The sequence below is a fragment of the Micromonospora sp. WMMD708 genome (assembly GCF_049315245.1).
GTDB lineage: Bacteria > Actinomycetota > Actinomycetes > Mycobacteriales > Micromonosporaceae > Micromonospora > Micromonospora wenchangensis.
The window spans coordinates 1846984-1862666 of the sequence record NZ_CP186060.1; the positions used below are offsets into that span (position 1 = coordinate 1846984).

Genomic DNA, 15683 nt, shown 5'->3' on the forward strand with positions numbered 1-15683 from the left:
CGTCAGCACGGTCGAGCGTCACCCGACAGCTCGACCCGGCTCCGCCGGTCAGCGCCCCGCCAGCGGGTCGCTGGCGGAAGAGACCTCCGACAGTCACCAGTGTGTGCGTCGTCGCCCACCTCGCCGTCACGCGGCGTACGGTGTGCCCGACGCCGCGTGTCTGCCGGAGGAATGGATTGAACGTGTCCGGAATGGTGTGGGCGGGAACCCTCGTCGCACTGACGGCGGTGCTGCTCGCCGACCTCTTCATCATCGGCCGCCGGCCGCACGAGCCCAGCGTCCGTGAGTCGAGCCTCTGGGTCAGCTTCTACGTCGGCCTGGCGCTGCTGTTCGGGGCCGGGCTGTGGGTCACCGCCGGTGGCGACGTGGCCGGCCAGTTCTACACCGGGTGGCTCACCGAGTACAGCCTCTCGGTGGACAACCTCTTCGTCTTCGTGATCATCATGGCCCGGTTCCGGGTGCCCCGGAAGTACCAGCAGAAGGTGCTGCTCATCGGCATCGTGCTGGCCCTGGTCATGCGCGGTGGTTTCATCGCCGCCGGTGCGGCGCTGATCTCCCAGTTCTCCTGGGTGTTCTACATCTTCGGCGCGTTCCTCATCTACACGGCGATCAACCTGGCCCGCCAGGGCGAGCCGGAGGAGGACGAGTTCAAGGAGAACGTCCTGATCCGGTGGAGCCGCAAGGCGCTGCCGCTGTCGCGGGACTACGACGGCGCGAAGCTCACCACCCACGAGGCCGGCCGGCGGCTGTTCACCCCGATGCTGGTGGTGATGATCGCGATCGGCACCACCGACCTGATCTTCGCGCTGGACTCGATCCCGGCGATCTTCGGGATCACCAAGGAGCCGTACCTGGTCTTCACCGCGAACGTCTTCGCGCTGATGGGCCTGCGGCAGCTCTACTTCCTGGTCGGCGGGCTGCTCGACCGGCTGGTCTACCTCAGCTACGGCCTGGCGGTGGTGCTCGGCTTCATCGGCGTCAAGCTGGTGCTGGAGGCGCTGGCCGACAACAAGCTGCCGTTCCTCAACGGTGGTGAGCCCATCGGCTGGGCCCCGCACATCCCGATCTGGCTGTCGTTGTCGGTCATCATCGGCTGTCTCGCCGTCGCGACGGTGGCCAGCCTGGTCAAGTCGTCCCGGGACCGGCGGCGTGAGCTGGTCGAGGCGCGTCGCTGACCGTAGTGCCACCGACGGGCGTCACCGCACTGCGGTGGCGCCCGTTCCCGGTCGGACCCGGTGCGCGCCGACCAGGGTGGCGACCCGGTCGGGCGGCAGCGGCTCGGTCAGCACCCGCCGCTGCCGGTAGCAGGCGTGCAGCATCCGTGGCCCCCGCCCGGCGGTCACCAGGCCGACGTGGTGGATGCCCCGCCCCGGCCGGGCGAAGAAGTACAGGTCGCCGGGGCGTTCCTCACCGGCCGGTACGGGCGTGGTGGCCGCCGCCTGGTCGTCGGCGTCGCGGGGCAGTGTCACGCCGAGCCGTCGCCACACCAGGTGGACCAGGCCGGAACAGTCGATCCCGTGCCCGGACAGCCCACCCCAGACGTACGCGACGTCGCGCAGCCGGGTGGCGACGGCGAGCACGTCGTCGGCCGTCGGCGGGGTGTCCGGCAGGTCGGTGACGTCGGCCTCGGGGACCCACAGCGGACCGGGCCGCCCGGGTGCCCGGACCGGCCGCCACCCGTCGACGGCGGGACCGGCCGGGTGCAGCCGGGTGCCGAGGACGACCCCGGGCAGGGCGACCGGGCCGGCGGGGGTGACCCGCAGGCCGGTGCTGACCGCGTCGACGACGAGCGGATCGGCCGGGCCGCCGCCGGGGGTGGCCGGGGTGAGCTGGGCGGCGGGCAGCCAGCCGGGGTAGCCGCGCGTATCGAGGCGGGGTGCTGCCTGCTGCACCGCGACCACCCGGGCCCAGCCGTCGGGGTGCAGCGCGGTCACCAGCACCCGTTCGCCGAGCAGCAGCTGACTGAGCACACAGTCGCCGACCCGTTGGTCGGCGTCCATCCCGGTGATCCAGCCGTCGGTGTCCGAGGGCACCGCCAGGGCGGGCCGGTCGACCGGGCGGGTCGCCGCGGGGTCGGTCCAGAGGGTGGCGACGGCCACCCGGACGACGGCCTCCCGGCCCGGCTCCAACTCCACGTCGACCTCCGGCTCACGCGTCGGTGCCCCACCCGGACCATAGGAAGAAAAGCTGCGATCATCAACCTCGGTGCTGAATCTTTGTTTCGGTCACGGCGGTGATGCCGAGCCCTGGCGCGTCCGGCAGCACCACCGTCGCACCCTCGTAACGCAGCCCTCCGCGCACCGGTGACCAGGCCAGCCACCAGGCGGCGTCCAGGTCGGACACGGCGCTGGTCCGGTAGGCGGCGGCCAGGCTGGCCGCCGCGCCGACCCCGACCTGACTTTCCATCATGGACCCGACCAGGGTGCCCATACCGTGTTCCCGGGCCAACTCCAGCAGGGTCCGCGCCGGGCGCAGGCCACCGCACTTGGCGAGCTTGACGTTGACCAGGTCGGCCGCCCGGCGCCGGATCACCGCGACCAGGTCCCGCACCCCGAACACCGCCTCGTCGGCGAGGATGGGCACGTCCACCCGGTCGGCGACCCAGGCCATGCCGTCCAGGTCCCACCGGGCCACCGGCTGTTCGACCAGCTCCACGTCGAGCCCGGCGTCCTCGACACCCCGGATCACCCGGACCGCCTCCCGGGGCGTCCACCCCTGGTTGGCGTCCAACCGCAGCCGCACCTGCGGGCCGACGGCCGCCCGGACGGCGCGGACCCGTTCCAGGTCGCCCGCCGGGTCGGTGCCGACCTTCAGCTTCAGCACGTCGAAGCCCTCGTCGCACCGCTGCCGGGCGGCCACCGCCAGGTCCGCGCCGGCCCCGGCGGCCAGCGTGACGTCCGTCGGCACCCGCAGCGCCGTCCCACCGAGCAACCGCACCAGGGGTACGCCGAGCCGCCGTGCCGCCAGATCGTGCAGCGCCACGTCCAGCGCGGCCCGGGCCGCCTCGTTGCCGGCCACCGCCGCCGCGACCTCGGCGCAGCGGGCCAGCACGTCGTCGGCGTCCCGACCGACCACCGCCGGGGCGAGCACGTCCCGGACGCAGGACTCCGCGCCGGCCACCGACGCCCCGGTGACCTGCCACACCTGCGGGGCCTCGCCGAAGCCGGACCGCCCGTCGGTGTCGGTCACCTCCACCACCAGGGTCTCCACGGTGGTGGTGCGCCGCAGCGCGGTGACGAACGGGGTGTGCAGCGGCGCGGACAGCCGGTGGGTGCGTACCACGGCGATCGTCATGTGCGGCACCCTATACGCACGTCGTCACCGAAGGAGCGCGCCGATGACCGTGGGAAGCTGGACGCTGGCGGGTGCGCCGAACGCCCGTGACCTGGGCGGACTGCCCACCCGTGACGGCCGGCGGGTACGCCCCGGCCGACTGATCCGCACCCCGGCGCTGGGCCGGTTGACCGAGGCCGACCTGACGGTGCTGGGCCGGCTCGCCCCGGCCTGCGTGGTGGATCTGCGCGACGACACCGAGACGGCGTCCGCCCCGCCGAACCGGCTGGTCGGTGACCCCCACCTGGTGCGGCTGCCGGTGCTCGACCCGGCGCACCCCGGGTTCGGCTACCTGTCGGCGGTGCTGCTCGGTCACGACCTCACCGGCCACGACGAGGCGGCCCGGCGGGGTGCGGCGGCGGCGATGGAGGAGCTCTACCGGTGGTTCGTCAGCGGCTCGGTGGCCCGGGAGGGGTTCGCCCGCGCGGTGCGGCTGGCGGCCGACCCGGTCAACCTGCCGCTGCTGTTCCACTGTTCGGCGGGCAAGGACCGCACCGGGTGGCTGGCGGTGGTGCTGCTCACCGCCCTCGGCGTCGACGAGGAGACGGTCCGGGCCGACTATCTGCGGCACAACGCGTTGACGGTGGAGCTGCGCGGCGAGGCGTCCGCGGCGATGCTGCGGCGGCGGCCGGAGCTGGACCCGGAGACGGTCCGGGCGGTGCTGGAGGTGCGCCCGGAGTACCTGGACGCCGGCTTCGACGAGGTGCGCCGCCGGCACGGGTCGTTCGACGCGTACCTGGCCGACGGGTTGGGGGTGACCCCACGGCTCCGGGACGCCCTGCGGACCCATCTGCTGGACTGATGCGCGGGTCAGCCGGTGAGGTCGTGCCGGGCGGCCCAGGCGGTCGCCGAGACCTCCGCCAGCAGCCGGCAGGCGTCGAGGTCGTCGGGCGCGGTGGCGGGGTCGGTGGTGAAGCAGACGGCGATCACGTACGCCGGGGCGTCGTCGGGCAGGACCACGCCGGCGCTGTGCCGCACGCCGCGTACCCAGCCGTTCTTGTGGGCGATCCGGGTGCCGGCGGGCAGTCCGGCGGCGAGGTCGTCGCGGTGGCGCTGGTCGAGCAGCACGTCGACCATGGCGGTGCAGGCCGCCGGGGAGGCTAGCGGGCCGGGCCGGTGCGCGCCGAGGGCCAGCCCGCCGAGCAGGGCCGCCAGGTCGGCGGCGGTGACCAGGTTGGTGATGCCGGACTCCCGGGCGGCGGCGTCCTCGATGCCCCGGCCGGTGACGCTGTGCCGGGCCCCGGCGAGCCGCCACGCCTCGGCGACGGCGGGCAGGCCGAGGAGTTCGATGATCAGGTTGGTGGCGAGGTTGCCGGACCGGGTGATCATCCGGTCGGCGAGCCAGCGCGGGGTGACCCGCCCGCCGAGCCGTTGCCAGACGGCGTCGTCGTTGTCGTAGGCCCGGGCGCAGGCGAACCGGGGTGCGCCCGGCCGGGCCGAGGTGAAGTCGTTGACCACCGGCACCGGGGTGTCCAGGTCGAGCGTGCCGGCCTCGGCGGCCCGGTACAGGGCCAGCAGCACCGCGACCTTCATGGTGCTGGCCGCGTAGTGGGTGGCGTCGGGGGTGCGGGTCCAGGTGGGTGGGGCGTCGGGTCGGCCCAGGTACGCCGAGACGGTGCCGGGCACCCGGTCCAGCCGGGCGTCGAGGTCATCCCAGGTCATGCCCGTGACGCTAGCCGAATCCGGCCCACCGGGACGGCCCGGCGGCTTCCGGGAGGGTGCCGGGACGTGCCGGCGGTGTCGTCGCGCCGCCGTGACCCGCTGCCCCCTACTTTCCTGGTGTCACCAGACCGCACTCGTAGGCGCACACGACGAGTTGTGCCCGGTCGCGGGCCGACAGTTTGAACAGCAGCCGGCTCACGTGGGTCTTCACCGTGTTGAGGCTGACGGTGAGGTCGTCGGCGATCTCCGCGTTCGACTTTCCGGCCGCGACCTGGACGAGCACCTCACGTTCCCGCTCGGTCAGGTCGGTAAGCCCGTCCGGGCGGGTCACCGGGGTGCTCCGGACGGAGGTGTTGCGCACGAACTCGGCGACCAGCCGCGTGGTCACCCGTGGGGTCAGCAGCGCCTCGCCACCGGCGACGATGCGGATGGCGGCGAGCAGATCCTCCGGGGGTGTGTCCTTGAGGACGAACCCGCTCGCTCCGGCGCGCAACGCGGCGAAGACGTGTTCGTCCTCCCCGAACGTCGTGACGATCAGTACGCGGGCGTCGATGCTGTCGTCGTCGGCGATGTGGCGGGTGGCTTCCAGGCCGTCCATGACCGGCATGCGGATGTCCATGAGCAGGACGTCCGGCTTCAGCGCGCGGCACTGGCGGACCGCGGCGGCACCGTCGGCCGCCTCGCCGACCACCGTGAGCCCCGGTGAGGCCTCCAGGAGGACGCGGAACCCGGCGCGGACCAACGCCTCGTCGTCCACGACCAGCACCCGGACCGGTGCCGTCGAGCCGCCGGTGCCGGCGTCGAGGTCACCCACGGCTGTCCGCCCCGTCCCGGTCGACGTCTCCGGACCGGTTCACCGGCCCTGACGGGAAACGGACGAGCACCGCGAAACCACCGTCGCGACGCGGTCCCGCCGTGACCGTGCCGTCGTACAGGGCGACCCGGTCGCGCATCCCGGCCAGGCCGTGTCCGGAACCGTGGCCGGCCCCGGACGTGCCCGCGACCGGGGCGGAGTTGGACACCGCGATGCTCAGCCCGTGCGGGTCCTGCCCGACCTCGACGGATGTCGCCACCCGGCCGGCGTGGCGTACCACGTTCGTCAGAGCCTCCTGCACGACGCGATAGGCCGACTCCTCGACCGGTGGCGATGCGGCGGCGTCCGTGGCCAACGTGAGGGTGATCGGATAGCCGTCGTCACGCAGGTTGCCGACGAGCGAACGGAGGTGGGCGAGCGTCGGCCGCTCGGCGGCCGGGCCGACGTTCAGTGCGCCGCCGGTGCGCCGTGGGTCGCCCGGAACGTCGCGCAACGAGTGCAGCACCGTGCGCAACTCGTCCAGCGCGCTGCGGCTGGCTGTCTCGATCGCCGACAGCGCGACCAGTGCCTCGTCCGGCCGCTGTTCGAGCACCATCCGCGCCACCCCCGACCGTACCGCGATCATGCTCAGCGTGTGCGACACGATGTCGTGGACGTCCGCCGACACCCGCACCCGTTCCTCCGCGCGGACCCGACGCTCGGCCTCCCGCGCCCGCTCCTGCTCCTCCGCGCGCAACCGTCGTTCCGCCTGCCGGCGGGCACCGAACGCGTACCCGAGCAACCACGCCGGGATCGCGAGCACCAGCTGGATCGCGTTCTGCCCGGTGCCCGGATGTATCTGCATGGCGGTCACCTCCGCCACGGTGACCAGCCCGACCGCGGCCACGCTCGCCCGCAGCGACCGGGCGGGCGGCAGCCGGTCGGCCACCGTCAGCACCGCGATGCCCAGCGCCGGGCCCGCGTTGCTGTGGAACACGGTGAACCCGACATCGGCCACCGCCGCCACGACGAGGACCAGCGACACCGTGACCAGCACCAGCACCGGGGCCGACCGGCGCACCACCAGCGGCACGGTCGCGGCGGCGCCCAACACGGCGATCGCCGCCGTCGGGGCGTGTCCGGAGCCACGGAGCAGCACGGGAAGGGTGAACAGCCCGAACGACCCGACCGCGAGGGCGACATCGAGCAGGTCGAACGGTGGGAGACCGGGGCGGCGCAGTCGCATGTGGATCACGTTAACCAGGGCTCACGGGTACGGGCGTCATGCTGCAGGATGACGGGGCGACCCCGGAGGGACGCTGCGGATCATGCTGGAGAGCGACGCGCGGATCGGGCGGTGTGGCCGAGCGTAGGGGCATGACAAACCACCGGCTGCACCTGTCCCGCCCCGCCGTCATCACCGCCACCGTTGCCACCGTCGCAGGACTGGCCAGCGGCGTGGTGACCTACCTCAACCGCTCGCCCCAGCTCGAACCGCAGATCCCGGGGACCGAGGCGTGGCTTCCCCACCTCGTCGTCCTCGCCGTGGTCACCGTCTGGTACGTGGTGGCAGCCCGCCGCAGCCCGCTCGGCTGGAAGGTGGTCTTCACGCCGCTCGGACGTCCGATCGCCGCCCGGATCGGGGCGACGTTCCGCTCCGGCCTCGGCGTGGTCGGTGTGCTGCGGGGCCTGGCCGTCGCCTTCCTCGTGCTGCTGGAGGTGTACATGGCCTGGCGCATCGGCAAGCAGGTCTTCGCCGGACTGGACCCGAACTTTCCCCGCAACGCGTGGGGCGGCCCGTCGTACCTCGGTGCCATGTTCTGCCACTATCTGGACGGGGCTCTGCTGTACCCGATCTGCCATGTCCTGCTGCGGAAGGTCACCGTCCCCGCGAGGCCGGCAGCCGCCGCACCCGACCGGATGACCGGACAGGGCCCGCGAATCCGTGAGCGCGCTCTTCTCGGCGGTTGAGCACGGCCGCCGGACCGGCGCAGCGACACCCGACCGCCATGACGAACGCCCCGGCGTGATCTCTGTGATCATGCCGGGGCGGGCGTCTGTTCCGGAAACCGCCGACCGGGTCCGGGTGACGGACCGGGGGCTGCGGGTGGGTCAGCCGGCGTGCTTGCGGCGGGCGGCCATCCGGCCGCGCTGGGTCTGGTCCAGCACCACCTTGCGGATGCGTACGGCGACCGGGGTCACCTCGACGCACTCGTCCTCGCGGCAGAACTCCAGCGCCTGCTCCAGGGAGAGCTTGCGCGGGGGGATCAGCTTCTCGGTCTCGTCGGAGGTCGAGGCCCGCATGTTGGTGAGCTTCTTCTCCTTGGTGATGTTGACGTCCATGTCGTCGGAGCGGGAGTTCTCCCCGACGATCATGCCCTCGTACACCTCGGTGGTGGGCTCGACGAAGAGCTGGCCGCGCTCCTGGAGGTTGATCATCGCGAACGGGGTGACCACGCCGGAGCGGTCGGCCACCAGCGACCCGTTGTTGCGGGTACGCAGCTCACCGAACCACGGCTCGTAGGACTCGAAGACGTGGTGCAGGATGCCGGTGCCCCGGGTGTCGGTGAGGAATTCGGTACGGAAGCCGATCAGGCCGCGCGCCGGCACCAGCCACTCCATCCGGATCCAGCCGGTGCCGTGGTTGACCAGCTGCTCCATCCGGCCCTTGCGGGTGGCCAGGAGCTGGGTGATCGCGCCCAGGTACTCCTCGGGGGCGTCGATGGTCAGCCGCTCGACGGGCTCGCAGGTCTTGCCGTCGATCTCCTTGGTGACCACCTGCGGCTTGCCGACGGTCAGCTCGTAGGACTCGCGGCGCATCTGCTCGACCAGGATGGCCAGGGCCAGCTCACCACGGCCCTGCACCTCCCAGGCGTCCGGCCGCTCGGTGGGCAGCACCCGCAGCGACACGTTGCCGATCAGCTCCTTGTCGAGCCGGTCCTTGACCATCCGGGCGGTGACCTTGGCGCCCTTGACCCGGCCGACCAGCGGCGAGGTGTTGGTGCCGATGGTCATCGAGATGGCCGGCTCGTCCACGGTGATCATCGGCAGCGGGACCGGGTTCTCCGCGTCGGCCAGGGTCTCCCCGATCATGATCTCGGGGATGCCGGCGACGGCGATGATGTCGCCCGGCCCGGCCGAGTCGGCCGGCTTGCGCTCCAGCCCCTCGGTCATCAGCAGTTCGGAGATGCGTACCCGCTGGGTGCTGCCGTCGGTGCGGCACCAGGCCACCGTCTGGCCCTTGGCGATGGTGCCCTGGCGCACCCGGCACAGTGCCAGCCGGCCGAGGAACGGCGAGGCGTCCAGGTTGGTGACGTGCGCCTGGAGCGGAGCGCCCTCGTCGTAGGAGGGCGGCGGGATGGTGTCGAGCAGGGTCCGGAACAGCGGCTCCAGGCTGGTGCTGTCGTCGGGCACCGAGCCGTCGGCGGGCTGGGTCAGCGAGGCGATGCCGTCGCGGGCGCAGGCGTAGACGATCGGGAAGTCGATCTGCTCCTCGTCGGCGTCCAGGTCGAGGAAGAGTTCGTAGGTGTCGTCCACGACCTCCTTGATCCGGGCGTCGGGCCGGTCCACCTTGTTGATCACCAGGATGATCGGCATCCGCGCCTTGAGCGCCTTGCGGAGCACGAACCGGGTCTGCGGCAGCGGGCCCTCGCTGGCGTCGACCAGCAGCACCACCCCGTCGACCATGGTCAGGCCCCGTTCGACCTCGCCGCCGAAGTCGGCGTGGCCGGGGGTGTCGATGATGTTGATGGTGACCGGGTCGGAGCCGTCGGCCGGGAGGTAGCGCACGCCGGTGTTCTTGGCCAGGATGGTGATGCCCTTTTCCCGTTCGAGATCCATCGAGTCCATGACGCGCTCGGTGTTCTCACCACGGGCCCCGTAGGCGCCGGCCTGCCGCAACATGGCGTCGACCAGGGTCGTCTTGCCGTGGTCTACGTGGGCGATGATGGCGACATTGCGGAGGTCGGTGCGAAGCTGCATACCCTCCATACTCCTGTCTGCGGTTGCCGGGGCAGGTGTCGGGGTCGTCCCGTCACCGCCCGGATCTGTGCCGGAACTGCTGTTCCGGCCGTGCCAGCGGCGGGTCTGCCGAGCCCACCGGCGGGCCGACCGGCCCACCGGCCGGCCGGGCACCTGGTCGTCGCGACGGCCACCGCGGCGAGGCCGCGGTGATCTTCGGTCTGTCGGTGCCGGGGGAGTCGACCCTGCTGGTCGGTCTCCTAGCGTACGCGGGCCCGTGCCGGCCCGTCCGGGCACTGCTCCCGGTGACCGGAGCGGCCGTGACGGGCGACACATCCACCGGGGTGCGCCGCCGGCCGGGGTCCCCACTGGTGCAGGTGGGGACCCCGGCCGGGGCGGGTCGGGTGGGCGGGTCAGTCCCGGGCGGCGACGGCCGGCGCGGGCGTGGCCGCCCCGGCGTCGTCGTCGGCCTCCCGGTCGATCCGGCCGGGCCACCAGAACCGGTCGCCGAGCAGGAACGCCAGCGCCGGCACCAGCACGGTGCGCACCAGCAGCGTGTCGAGCAGCACGCCGATGCACACGATGATGCCGATCTGGGTGAGCAGGATCAGCGGCAGCACGCCGAGGACGGCGAAGACCGCGGCGAGCAGGATGCCGGCGCTGGTGATCACCCCGCCGGTGACCCGCAGGGCGGAGAGCATGCCGTCGCGGGTGCCGGCCCGGCGGGCGTCCTCCCGGGCCCGGGTGACCAGGAAGATGTTGTAGTCCACGCCGAGCGCGACGAGGAACACGAAGGCCAGCAGGAGCACCCCGCTGTCCAGCGCGGGGAAGTCCAGCACGTGGTCGAAGAGCAGCCACGCCGCGCCGAGGCTGGCGAAGAAGGACGCGATCACGGTGAGCACCAGCAGCAGCGGGGCGAGCAGGCCGCGCAGCAGCGCCACCAGCACGGCGAAGACGAGCACCAGGATGATCGGCAGGATCAGCCGCAGGTCCCGGGTGTTGGCCTCGTCGGAGTCGTAGGTGGCCGCGACGGTACCGCCGACGAGCGCGCCCTCGGCCGGGTCGGCACCGGCGACGGTCGGCGGCGCGGAGCCGGGCACGGCGGCGACCGCATCGCGCAGCGCCGCGATGGCACGGTCGGAGGCCGGGCTGCCCGGTTCGTCGGTGAGCACCACGTCGACCTGGGCGACGGCCGCGCCGGCCACGCCGGGCCGGGCGGAGGCGACCCCGGGCACGGCGGCGGCGGTGCGGGTGACCTCGGCGGCGGCGCCCGGGTTGGTGAGCACCGCCACCGGCTGGGTGGTGCCGGCGGGGAAGGCGCGGGCCAGCGTCTCGGCGCCGGCGACCGCCTCGGGCTTGACCCGGAACTGTTCGGTCTCGGACAGCCCGGTGCGCAGGGTGAGCCCGCCGAGGGCGAGGCCGGCGAGCAGCAGGGTGGACAGCACGGCGACCGGCAGCGGGCGGCGGACCACGGCGACGCCGAGCCGGCCCCACAGCCTGCCCTCCCGGGCGGGGCCGCCGACCCTGGGCACGAACGGCCAGAACAGTCCCCGGCCGAAGATGACCAGCACGGCGGGCAGCACGAACAGCGCGGAGAGCATGGCGAACACGACGCCGGTGGCGCAGGCCACGGCGAGCGCCCGGTTGGTCTCCTGCTCGGACAGCAGCAGGGTGAGCACGCCGAGCACGACGGTGCCGCCGCTGGCGAGGATCGGTTCGGCGGTCCGGCGGACGGCGGCGCGCATGGCGGCGAACCGGTCCTCGTCGCGGCGCAACTCCTCCCGGTAGCGGGCGATGAGCAGCAGGGCGTAGTCGGTGGCGGCGCCGAAGACCAGCACGCTGGCGATGCCGGTGACCGCGCCCTCCTGGAGGTTGATGCCGACGGCCGGAACGATGGTGTCGACGGCCCGCAGGGTGAGCTGTTCGGTGGCGGCGACGACGATCAGCGGCACGATCCACAGGAACGGGCTGCGGTAGGTGACCAGCAGCAGCAGGGCGACCACACCGGCGGTGACGGCGAGCAGGGTGATGTCGGCACCCTCGAAGACCTTGGTCAGGTCGGCGGTGAACGCGGGTGCGCCGGTGACCGCGGCGGTGAGCCCGTCGGGCAGGCCGGTGAGGCTGTCGCGGACCTTCGCCACCTCGTCGGCGACGGCCTGCTGGCCGCCGGCGGTGTCCAGCGGGACGGCGAGCAGCGCGACGGTGCCGTCGGGGGAGACCTGGGGTGGGCTGACCTGGCCGCCGACGGCGAGCCGGCCCAGCGCGCCTGCGCGGTCGGTGACGGCGGCCCGGTCGGCGTCGGTCAGCGGGCTGCCGTCGTCCCGGCTGACCACGATGATCGCCGGTTGGACGTCGCTGTCGGGTAGTTGGTCCTGGAGGCGTTCCACCTGGGTCGACTGCCACTGCACGGACAGGCCGGTGGCCGAGACGGGGGCGGGGTTGTCGGGCCTGGGGAGCCCGAAGACGACCGCGCCGACGACGATCGCGGCGGCCACGGTGAGCCAGGCGGCGAGCCGGCTGCGGGCGACGCGGGTGAACAGAGACATCGGAGGCCCTCGTGGTCTGTCGGTGGGAACCTGGACGGGAAGATAACCCGTCCTTCGAGTATCTTGATAGGCGAGATTATCGGCAGCTGTTCTATGCTGCAACCGGACACGGCGACAGGGGGCAACGGCGGGCGTGGCAACGCACGGGATGTATCGGCGGCGGGACGACCCGCGCGGGCGGATGGTGGCCGACATCACCAACGACCTGCGGCGGTACTCGGTCGACGCGCAGCACATCGGGCACGCGTTCGCCAACCTGCACGGGCTCAACCCGACCGACCTGCACGCCCTGATCGCCGTCATGGACGCCGAACTGCTCGGCGACCCGATCACCCCCGGCCGGCTGGGCGAACAGCTCAACCTCTCCTCCGGGTCGGTGACCGCGCTGGTCGACCGGTTGGAACGCGCCGGGCACATCCGGCGCGACCGCGACACCGCCGACCGGCGCAAGGTGTTCCTGCACTACGCCGACCAGGGGGCCGCACTGGCGATGAGCTTCTTCGGCCCGCTCGGCCGGCGTACCGACGAGGTGATGGCCCGGTTCACCGACGACGAGCTGGCGGTCGTGCACCGGTTCCTGGCCACCATGGTCGCCTCGATGCGGGAGCACCGCGACGTGATGCGGGCCGCCCGCGCCGAGCCGTCCCGCCGGCCGGCGGACTGAGCGCCGTGCCGGACCTGTCGCTCGCCCGCCTCGCGGCCGCCGTGCTGCGCCTGCCGACCGCCGCCACCCACCGGGTCGACGTCACCCGGGGCGTCACGGTCCGGGCCCGCGACGGGGCGCGGCTGCGCACCGACCACTACGCCCCCCGGCTGCCCGGCGCGCCGACCGTGCTGATCCGCACCCCGTACGGGCGGGGCGGGCCGATGCGGCTGCTCGGCCGGCTCGTCGCCGGTCGCGGCTTCCACCTGGTGATCCAGTCCTGCCGGGGCACCGACGGCTCCGACGGGGTGTTCGACCCGCTGGTGCACGAGCGCGACGACGGCCTGGACACGGTCGACTGGCTGCGCCGGCAACCCTGGTACACCGGCCGGTTCGGCATGTTCGGGGCCAGCTACCAGGGTTTCGTCCAGTGGGCGCTGGCCGCCGACGCGGGCGACGAGCTGGCCGCGATGGTCGCGGTGGTCACCGCCTCGACCACCCGCGACTCGACGTACGCGGGGGAGTCCTTCGCCCTGGACACGGTGCTCACCTGGGCCGAACTGCTCCAGGCGCAGACCGTGCCGTGGCTGGCCCGGCAGTGGGAACTCAAGCGCGGGCAGCCCCGGCTGGCCGCCGCCCTGGCCCACCTGCCGCTGGCCGAGGCCGACCGGGTGGCGACCGGGGTGACCGTGCCGTTCTTCCAGGAGTGGCTGCGCCACCACACCCCGGACGCCGACTACTGGCGGACCCGGGTCTTCGACGCGCGGATCGCCGAGGTGCGCGCCCCGGTGACGATGGTCAGCGGCTGGCAGGACATCTTCCTCCCCGCCCAGCTCGCCGACCACGCCGCGCTGCGGGCGGCGGGCGTGCCCACCCGGCTCACCGTCGGCCCGTGGACGCACGGCAGCCCCGGCCTGCTGGCCGAGGCGCTGCGGGAAGGGCTGGGCTGGCTCGACGCCCACCTGCACGGCCGGCCGCCGTCGCCGCGCGCCCCGGTGCGGGTGCACGTCGGCGGGGACGGCGGTGGCTGGCGGGACCTGCCCGAGTGGCCCCCGCCGGCCACCGGCACCCCCTGGCACCTGCACGCCGGGGGCCGGCTCGACCCGCAGCCGCCGGCCGCGTCGCCCCCCGACACCATCCGGTACGACCCGGCCGACCCCACCCCGTCGCTGGGCGGCCCGCTGCTGGTGGCCCAGCGTGCCGGTTCGGTCGACAACCGTCGGGTCGAGGCCCGGCCCGACGTGCTGGTCTACACCGGCGCGGTGCTGACCGGGCCGGTCGAGGTGGTCGGCCCGGTGCACGCCGAGATCCACGTCCGCAGCGAACTGTCGTACCTGGACGTCTTCGTGCGGTTGTGCGACGTGGACCGGCGCGGCCGGTCCTGGAACGTCTGCGACGGCCTGGTCCGGGTCGCCCCCGGCCGGTTCCCGGTCGACCCGGACGGGGTGACCCGGGTGCCGGTGCCGCTGTGGCCGGTGGCGCACCGGTTCGCGGTCGGTCACCGGCTGCGGGTGCAGGTGTCCGGGGGTGCCCATCCCCGCTACGCGCGCAACCCCGGCACCGGGGAACCGCTCGGTGCGGCGATCACGCTCCGCGCTGGAACCCGGCAGATCCTGCATGATCCATCGCATCCGTCGCGGCTCGTGCTGCCGGTGGTCCCAGCCGGCTCCCAGCTTGTACCTATCTGTAGACAACCCGTCTGAGCTGGGACTTTTTTGGCAACCAGGGCTATCGTCTTTCGCAACGCTCGATGACGTGCACCAGCGGTCGGGCCCCGTTCTCCCCGCAGACACCGCCTACGTGGAGTGACGACGGTTCCCGACCCTGGCCTGATGCCGAAGCAGCCGGCACCGTTGGGCCGGCCGCGGAGAGGGGACGTCATGACGACGGCTCCGGCCAACCTGCTGGCGGTCCGCCGGCTCCTGCTCGACACCATCAAGAGCCTCGACCCCGCCGCGGTGGGGATCGTCGGTGACCCGGCCCACCGGGGTGGCTACCACTGCGGCTCCGACCGGGTGGTCACCAACGACTACTCGGTGGTGGAGTCGCCCCGGGATTCCGGCGGCCTCACCCTCTACGCCTCCGGGCTGGACGTGGGCACGTTCACCGTGCGCTCCGGGGGCGCCACGCACAACCTCCAGACGTTTTCCACCTGGTGCGTAGCCCAGTGCCGGGCGAACACGCCGGACAGCCGCGACCTGCGGGAGATCATCTACAGCCCGGACGGCAAGGTCGTCAGGCGGTGGGACCGGCTGGGCAAGCGCAGCTCCGGGGACGACTCGCACCTGTGGCACACCCACTTCAGCTTCTTCCGCGACTCGACCAAGGCCGGACGGGACCAGACCCCGCTGTTCCGGCGCTACCTGACCGGCATCGGACTACTGGAGGACACCGACATGACACCCGAAGAGCACGCCTGGCTGGAGACCGTCCACAAGAACCTGACCGTCCTCGACGGCCGCAATCCGGTGGGTCAGATCTACACCCGGATGGCGATGGGGGAGGACCACACCAACCCGGACTTCGTCGTCCCGCACCCGAGCCTGAAGTCGCTCGGCGCGCAGCTGGCCTCGTTGCAGACCGCGCTGACCGTACTGGCCAACAAGGACTTCACCGACGAGCAGGCGATCGTGGCCGGCGTCCTGGCCGGGCTCACCCCGGAGAAGATCGCCGCGGCCATCCCGCCCACCATCGCCAAGCAGGTCGCCGACGAGTTGGCCAAGCGCCTGGTGGCCTGACGGCACCG

General features: G+C 73.1%; 13 protein-coding genes. 6 read left to right on the forward strand and 7 right to left on the reverse strand.

The genetic code is table 11. The features are described from left to right. Nucleotides 1-176: 176 nt before the first annotated feature. Nucleotides 177-1175 carry a TerC family protein gene (locus ACN260_RS08420; protein WP_422755426.1) on the forward strand — a complete coding sequence of 333 codons (999 nt, stop codon included), beginning with the start codon at nucleotides 177-179 and terminating at the stop codon, nucleotides 1173-1175. 21 nt (nucleotides 1176-1196) lie between these two features. Here ACN260_RS08420 and ACN260_RS08425 read toward each other — a convergent pair whose 3' ends face one another. Together ACN260_RS08425 and ACN260_RS08430 are read right to left on the reverse strand one after the other, a co-directional pair. Beyond that, on the reverse strand, nucleotides 1197-2135 hold the full coding sequence (locus ACN260_RS08425; RefSeq protein WP_422755427.1) for an NlpC/P60 family protein: 939 nt from the start codon (nucleotides 2133-2135) through the stop codon (nucleotides 1197-1199). A 61-nt stretch (nucleotides 2136-2196) separates the two neighbouring features. Beyond that, the gene (locus ACN260_RS08430) at nucleotides 2197-3294 is read right to left on the reverse strand and encodes a mandelate racemase/muconate lactonizing enzyme family protein (RefSeq protein ID WP_422755428.1); all 1098 of its coding nucleotides are present in this window, start codon (nucleotides 3292-3294) and stop codon (nucleotides 2197-2199) included. 43 nt (nucleotides 3295-3337) lie between these two features. Here ACN260_RS08430 and ACN260_RS08435 point away from each other — a divergent pair, with 43 nt between their 5' ends. Next, nucleotides 3338-4135, forward strand: a complete 798-nt coding sequence (locus ACN260_RS08435; protein ID WP_422755429.1) for a tyrosine-protein phosphatase — start codon at nucleotides 3338-3340, stop codon at nucleotides 4133-4135. An 8-nt stretch (nucleotides 4136-4143) separates the two neighbouring features. Here the strand turns inward: ACN260_RS08435 and ACN260_RS08440 are convergent, their stop codons facing one another. The 3 genes from ACN260_RS08440 to ACN260_RS08450 form a co-directional block, all read right to left on the reverse strand. Then, nucleotides 4144-4995 carry a serine hydrolase gene (locus tag ACN260_RS08440; protein ID WP_422755430.1) on the reverse strand — a complete coding sequence of 284 codons (852 nt, stop codon included), beginning with the start codon at nucleotides 4993-4995 and terminating at the stop codon, nucleotides 4144-4146. A 106-nt stretch (nucleotides 4996-5101) separates the two neighbouring features. Beyond that, nucleotides 5102-5809: a response regulator gene (locus tag ACN260_RS08445; RefSeq protein WP_422755431.1), complete on the reverse strand. Its 708-nt coding sequence runs from the start codon at nucleotides 5807-5809 to the stop codon at nucleotides 5102-5104. Next, complete coding sequence (locus ACN260_RS08450) at nucleotides 5802-7034, reverse strand: sensor histidine kinase (protein ID WP_422755432.1); 1233 nt, start codon at nucleotides 7032-7034, stop codon at nucleotides 5802-5804. The genes ACN260_RS08445 and ACN260_RS08450 overlap by 8 nt, the downstream gene beginning before the upstream one ends. A 131-nt stretch (nucleotides 7035-7165) precedes the next feature. Here ACN260_RS08450 and ACN260_RS08455 point away from each other — a divergent pair, with 131 nt between their 5' ends. After that, a complete protein-coding gene (locus ACN260_RS08455; protein ID WP_421483356.1) occupies nucleotides 7166-7759 on the forward strand; it encodes a hypothetical protein in 594 nt (197 codons plus the stop codon). Nucleotides 7760-7900: 141 nt separating this feature from the next. Here ACN260_RS08455 and typA read toward each other — a convergent pair whose 3' ends face one another. After that, the gene (gene typA, locus ACN260_RS08460) at nucleotides 7901-9769 is read right to left on the reverse strand and encodes a translational GTPase TypA (protein ID WP_422755433.1); all 1869 of its coding nucleotides are present in this window, start codon (nucleotides 9767-9769) and stop codon (nucleotides 7901-7903) included. A gap of 392 nt (nucleotides 9770-10161) precedes the next feature. After that, nucleotides 10162-12294, reverse strand: a complete 2133-nt coding sequence (locus tag ACN260_RS08465) for an MMPL family transporter (protein WP_422755434.1) — start codon at nucleotides 12292-12294, stop codon at nucleotides 10162-10164. Between the two features lie 148 nt (nucleotides 12295-12442). Here ACN260_RS08465 and ACN260_RS08470 point away from each other — a divergent pair, with 148 nt between their 5' ends. The 3 genes from ACN260_RS08470 to ACN260_RS08480 all read left to right on the forward strand — a co-directional run bounded on the left by ACN260_RS08470 (nucleotide 12443) and on the right by ACN260_RS08480 (nucleotide 15675). Then, nucleotides 12443-12958, forward strand: coding sequence for a MarR family winged helix-turn-helix transcriptional regulator (locus tag ACN260_RS08470; RefSeq protein ID WP_422756661.1), 516 nt, complete (start codon nucleotides 12443-12445; stop codon nucleotides 12956-12958). A gap of 5 nt (nucleotides 12959-12963) precedes the next feature. Beyond that, nucleotides 12964-14640: a CocE/NonD family hydrolase gene (locus ACN260_RS08475; RefSeq protein WP_422755435.1), complete on the forward strand. Its 1677-nt coding sequence runs from the start codon at nucleotides 12964-12966 to the stop codon at nucleotides 14638-14640. Nucleotides 14641-14817: 177 nt separating this feature from the next. Continuing rightward, on the forward strand, nucleotides 14818-15675 hold the full coding sequence (locus ACN260_RS08480; protein WP_363793312.1) for a hypothetical protein: 858 nt from the start codon (nucleotides 14818-14820) through the stop codon (nucleotides 15673-15675). Nucleotides 15676-15683 lie beyond the last annotated feature (8 nt).

Excerpts from the sequence above, each read along its gene's own strand:
- ACN260_RS08440 (WP_422755430.1), bottom strand. The coding sequence starts at position 4,995 with ATGACCTGGGATGACCTCGACGCCCGGCTGGACCGGGTGCCCGGCACC.
- ACN260_RS08450 (WP_422755432.1), bottom strand. The coding sequence starts at position 7,034 with ATGCGACTGCGCCGCCCCGGTCTCCCACCGTTCGACCTGCTCGATGTC.
- ACN260_RS08455 (WP_421483356.1), top strand. The coding sequence starts at position 7,166 with ATGACAAACCACCGGCTGCACCTGTCCCGCCCCGCCGTCATCACCGCC.
- ACN260_RS08465 (WP_422755434.1), bottom strand. The coding sequence starts at position 12,294 with ATGTCTCTGTTCACCCGCGTCGCCCGCAGCCGGCTCGCCGCCTGGCTC.
- ACN260_RS08430 (WP_422755428.1), bottom strand. The coding sequence starts at position 3,294 with ATGACGATCGCCGTGGTACGCACCCACCGGCTGTCCGCGCCGCTGCAC.
- ACN260_RS08470 (WP_422756661.1), top strand. The coding sequence starts at position 12,443 with ATGTATCGGCGGCGGGACGACCCGCGCGGGCGGATGGTGGCCGACATC.
- ACN260_RS08435 (WP_422755429.1), top strand. The coding sequence starts at position 3,338 with ATGACCGTGGGAAGCTGGACGCTGGCGGGTGCGCCGAACGCCCGTGAC.
- ACN260_RS08480 (WP_363793312.1), top strand. The coding sequence starts at position 14,818 with ATGACGACGGCTCCGGCCAACCTGCTGGCGGTCCGCCGGCTCCTGCTC.
- typA (WP_422755433.1), bottom strand. The coding sequence starts at position 9,769 with ATGCAGCTTCGCACCGACCTCCGCAATGTCGCCATCATCGCCCACGTA.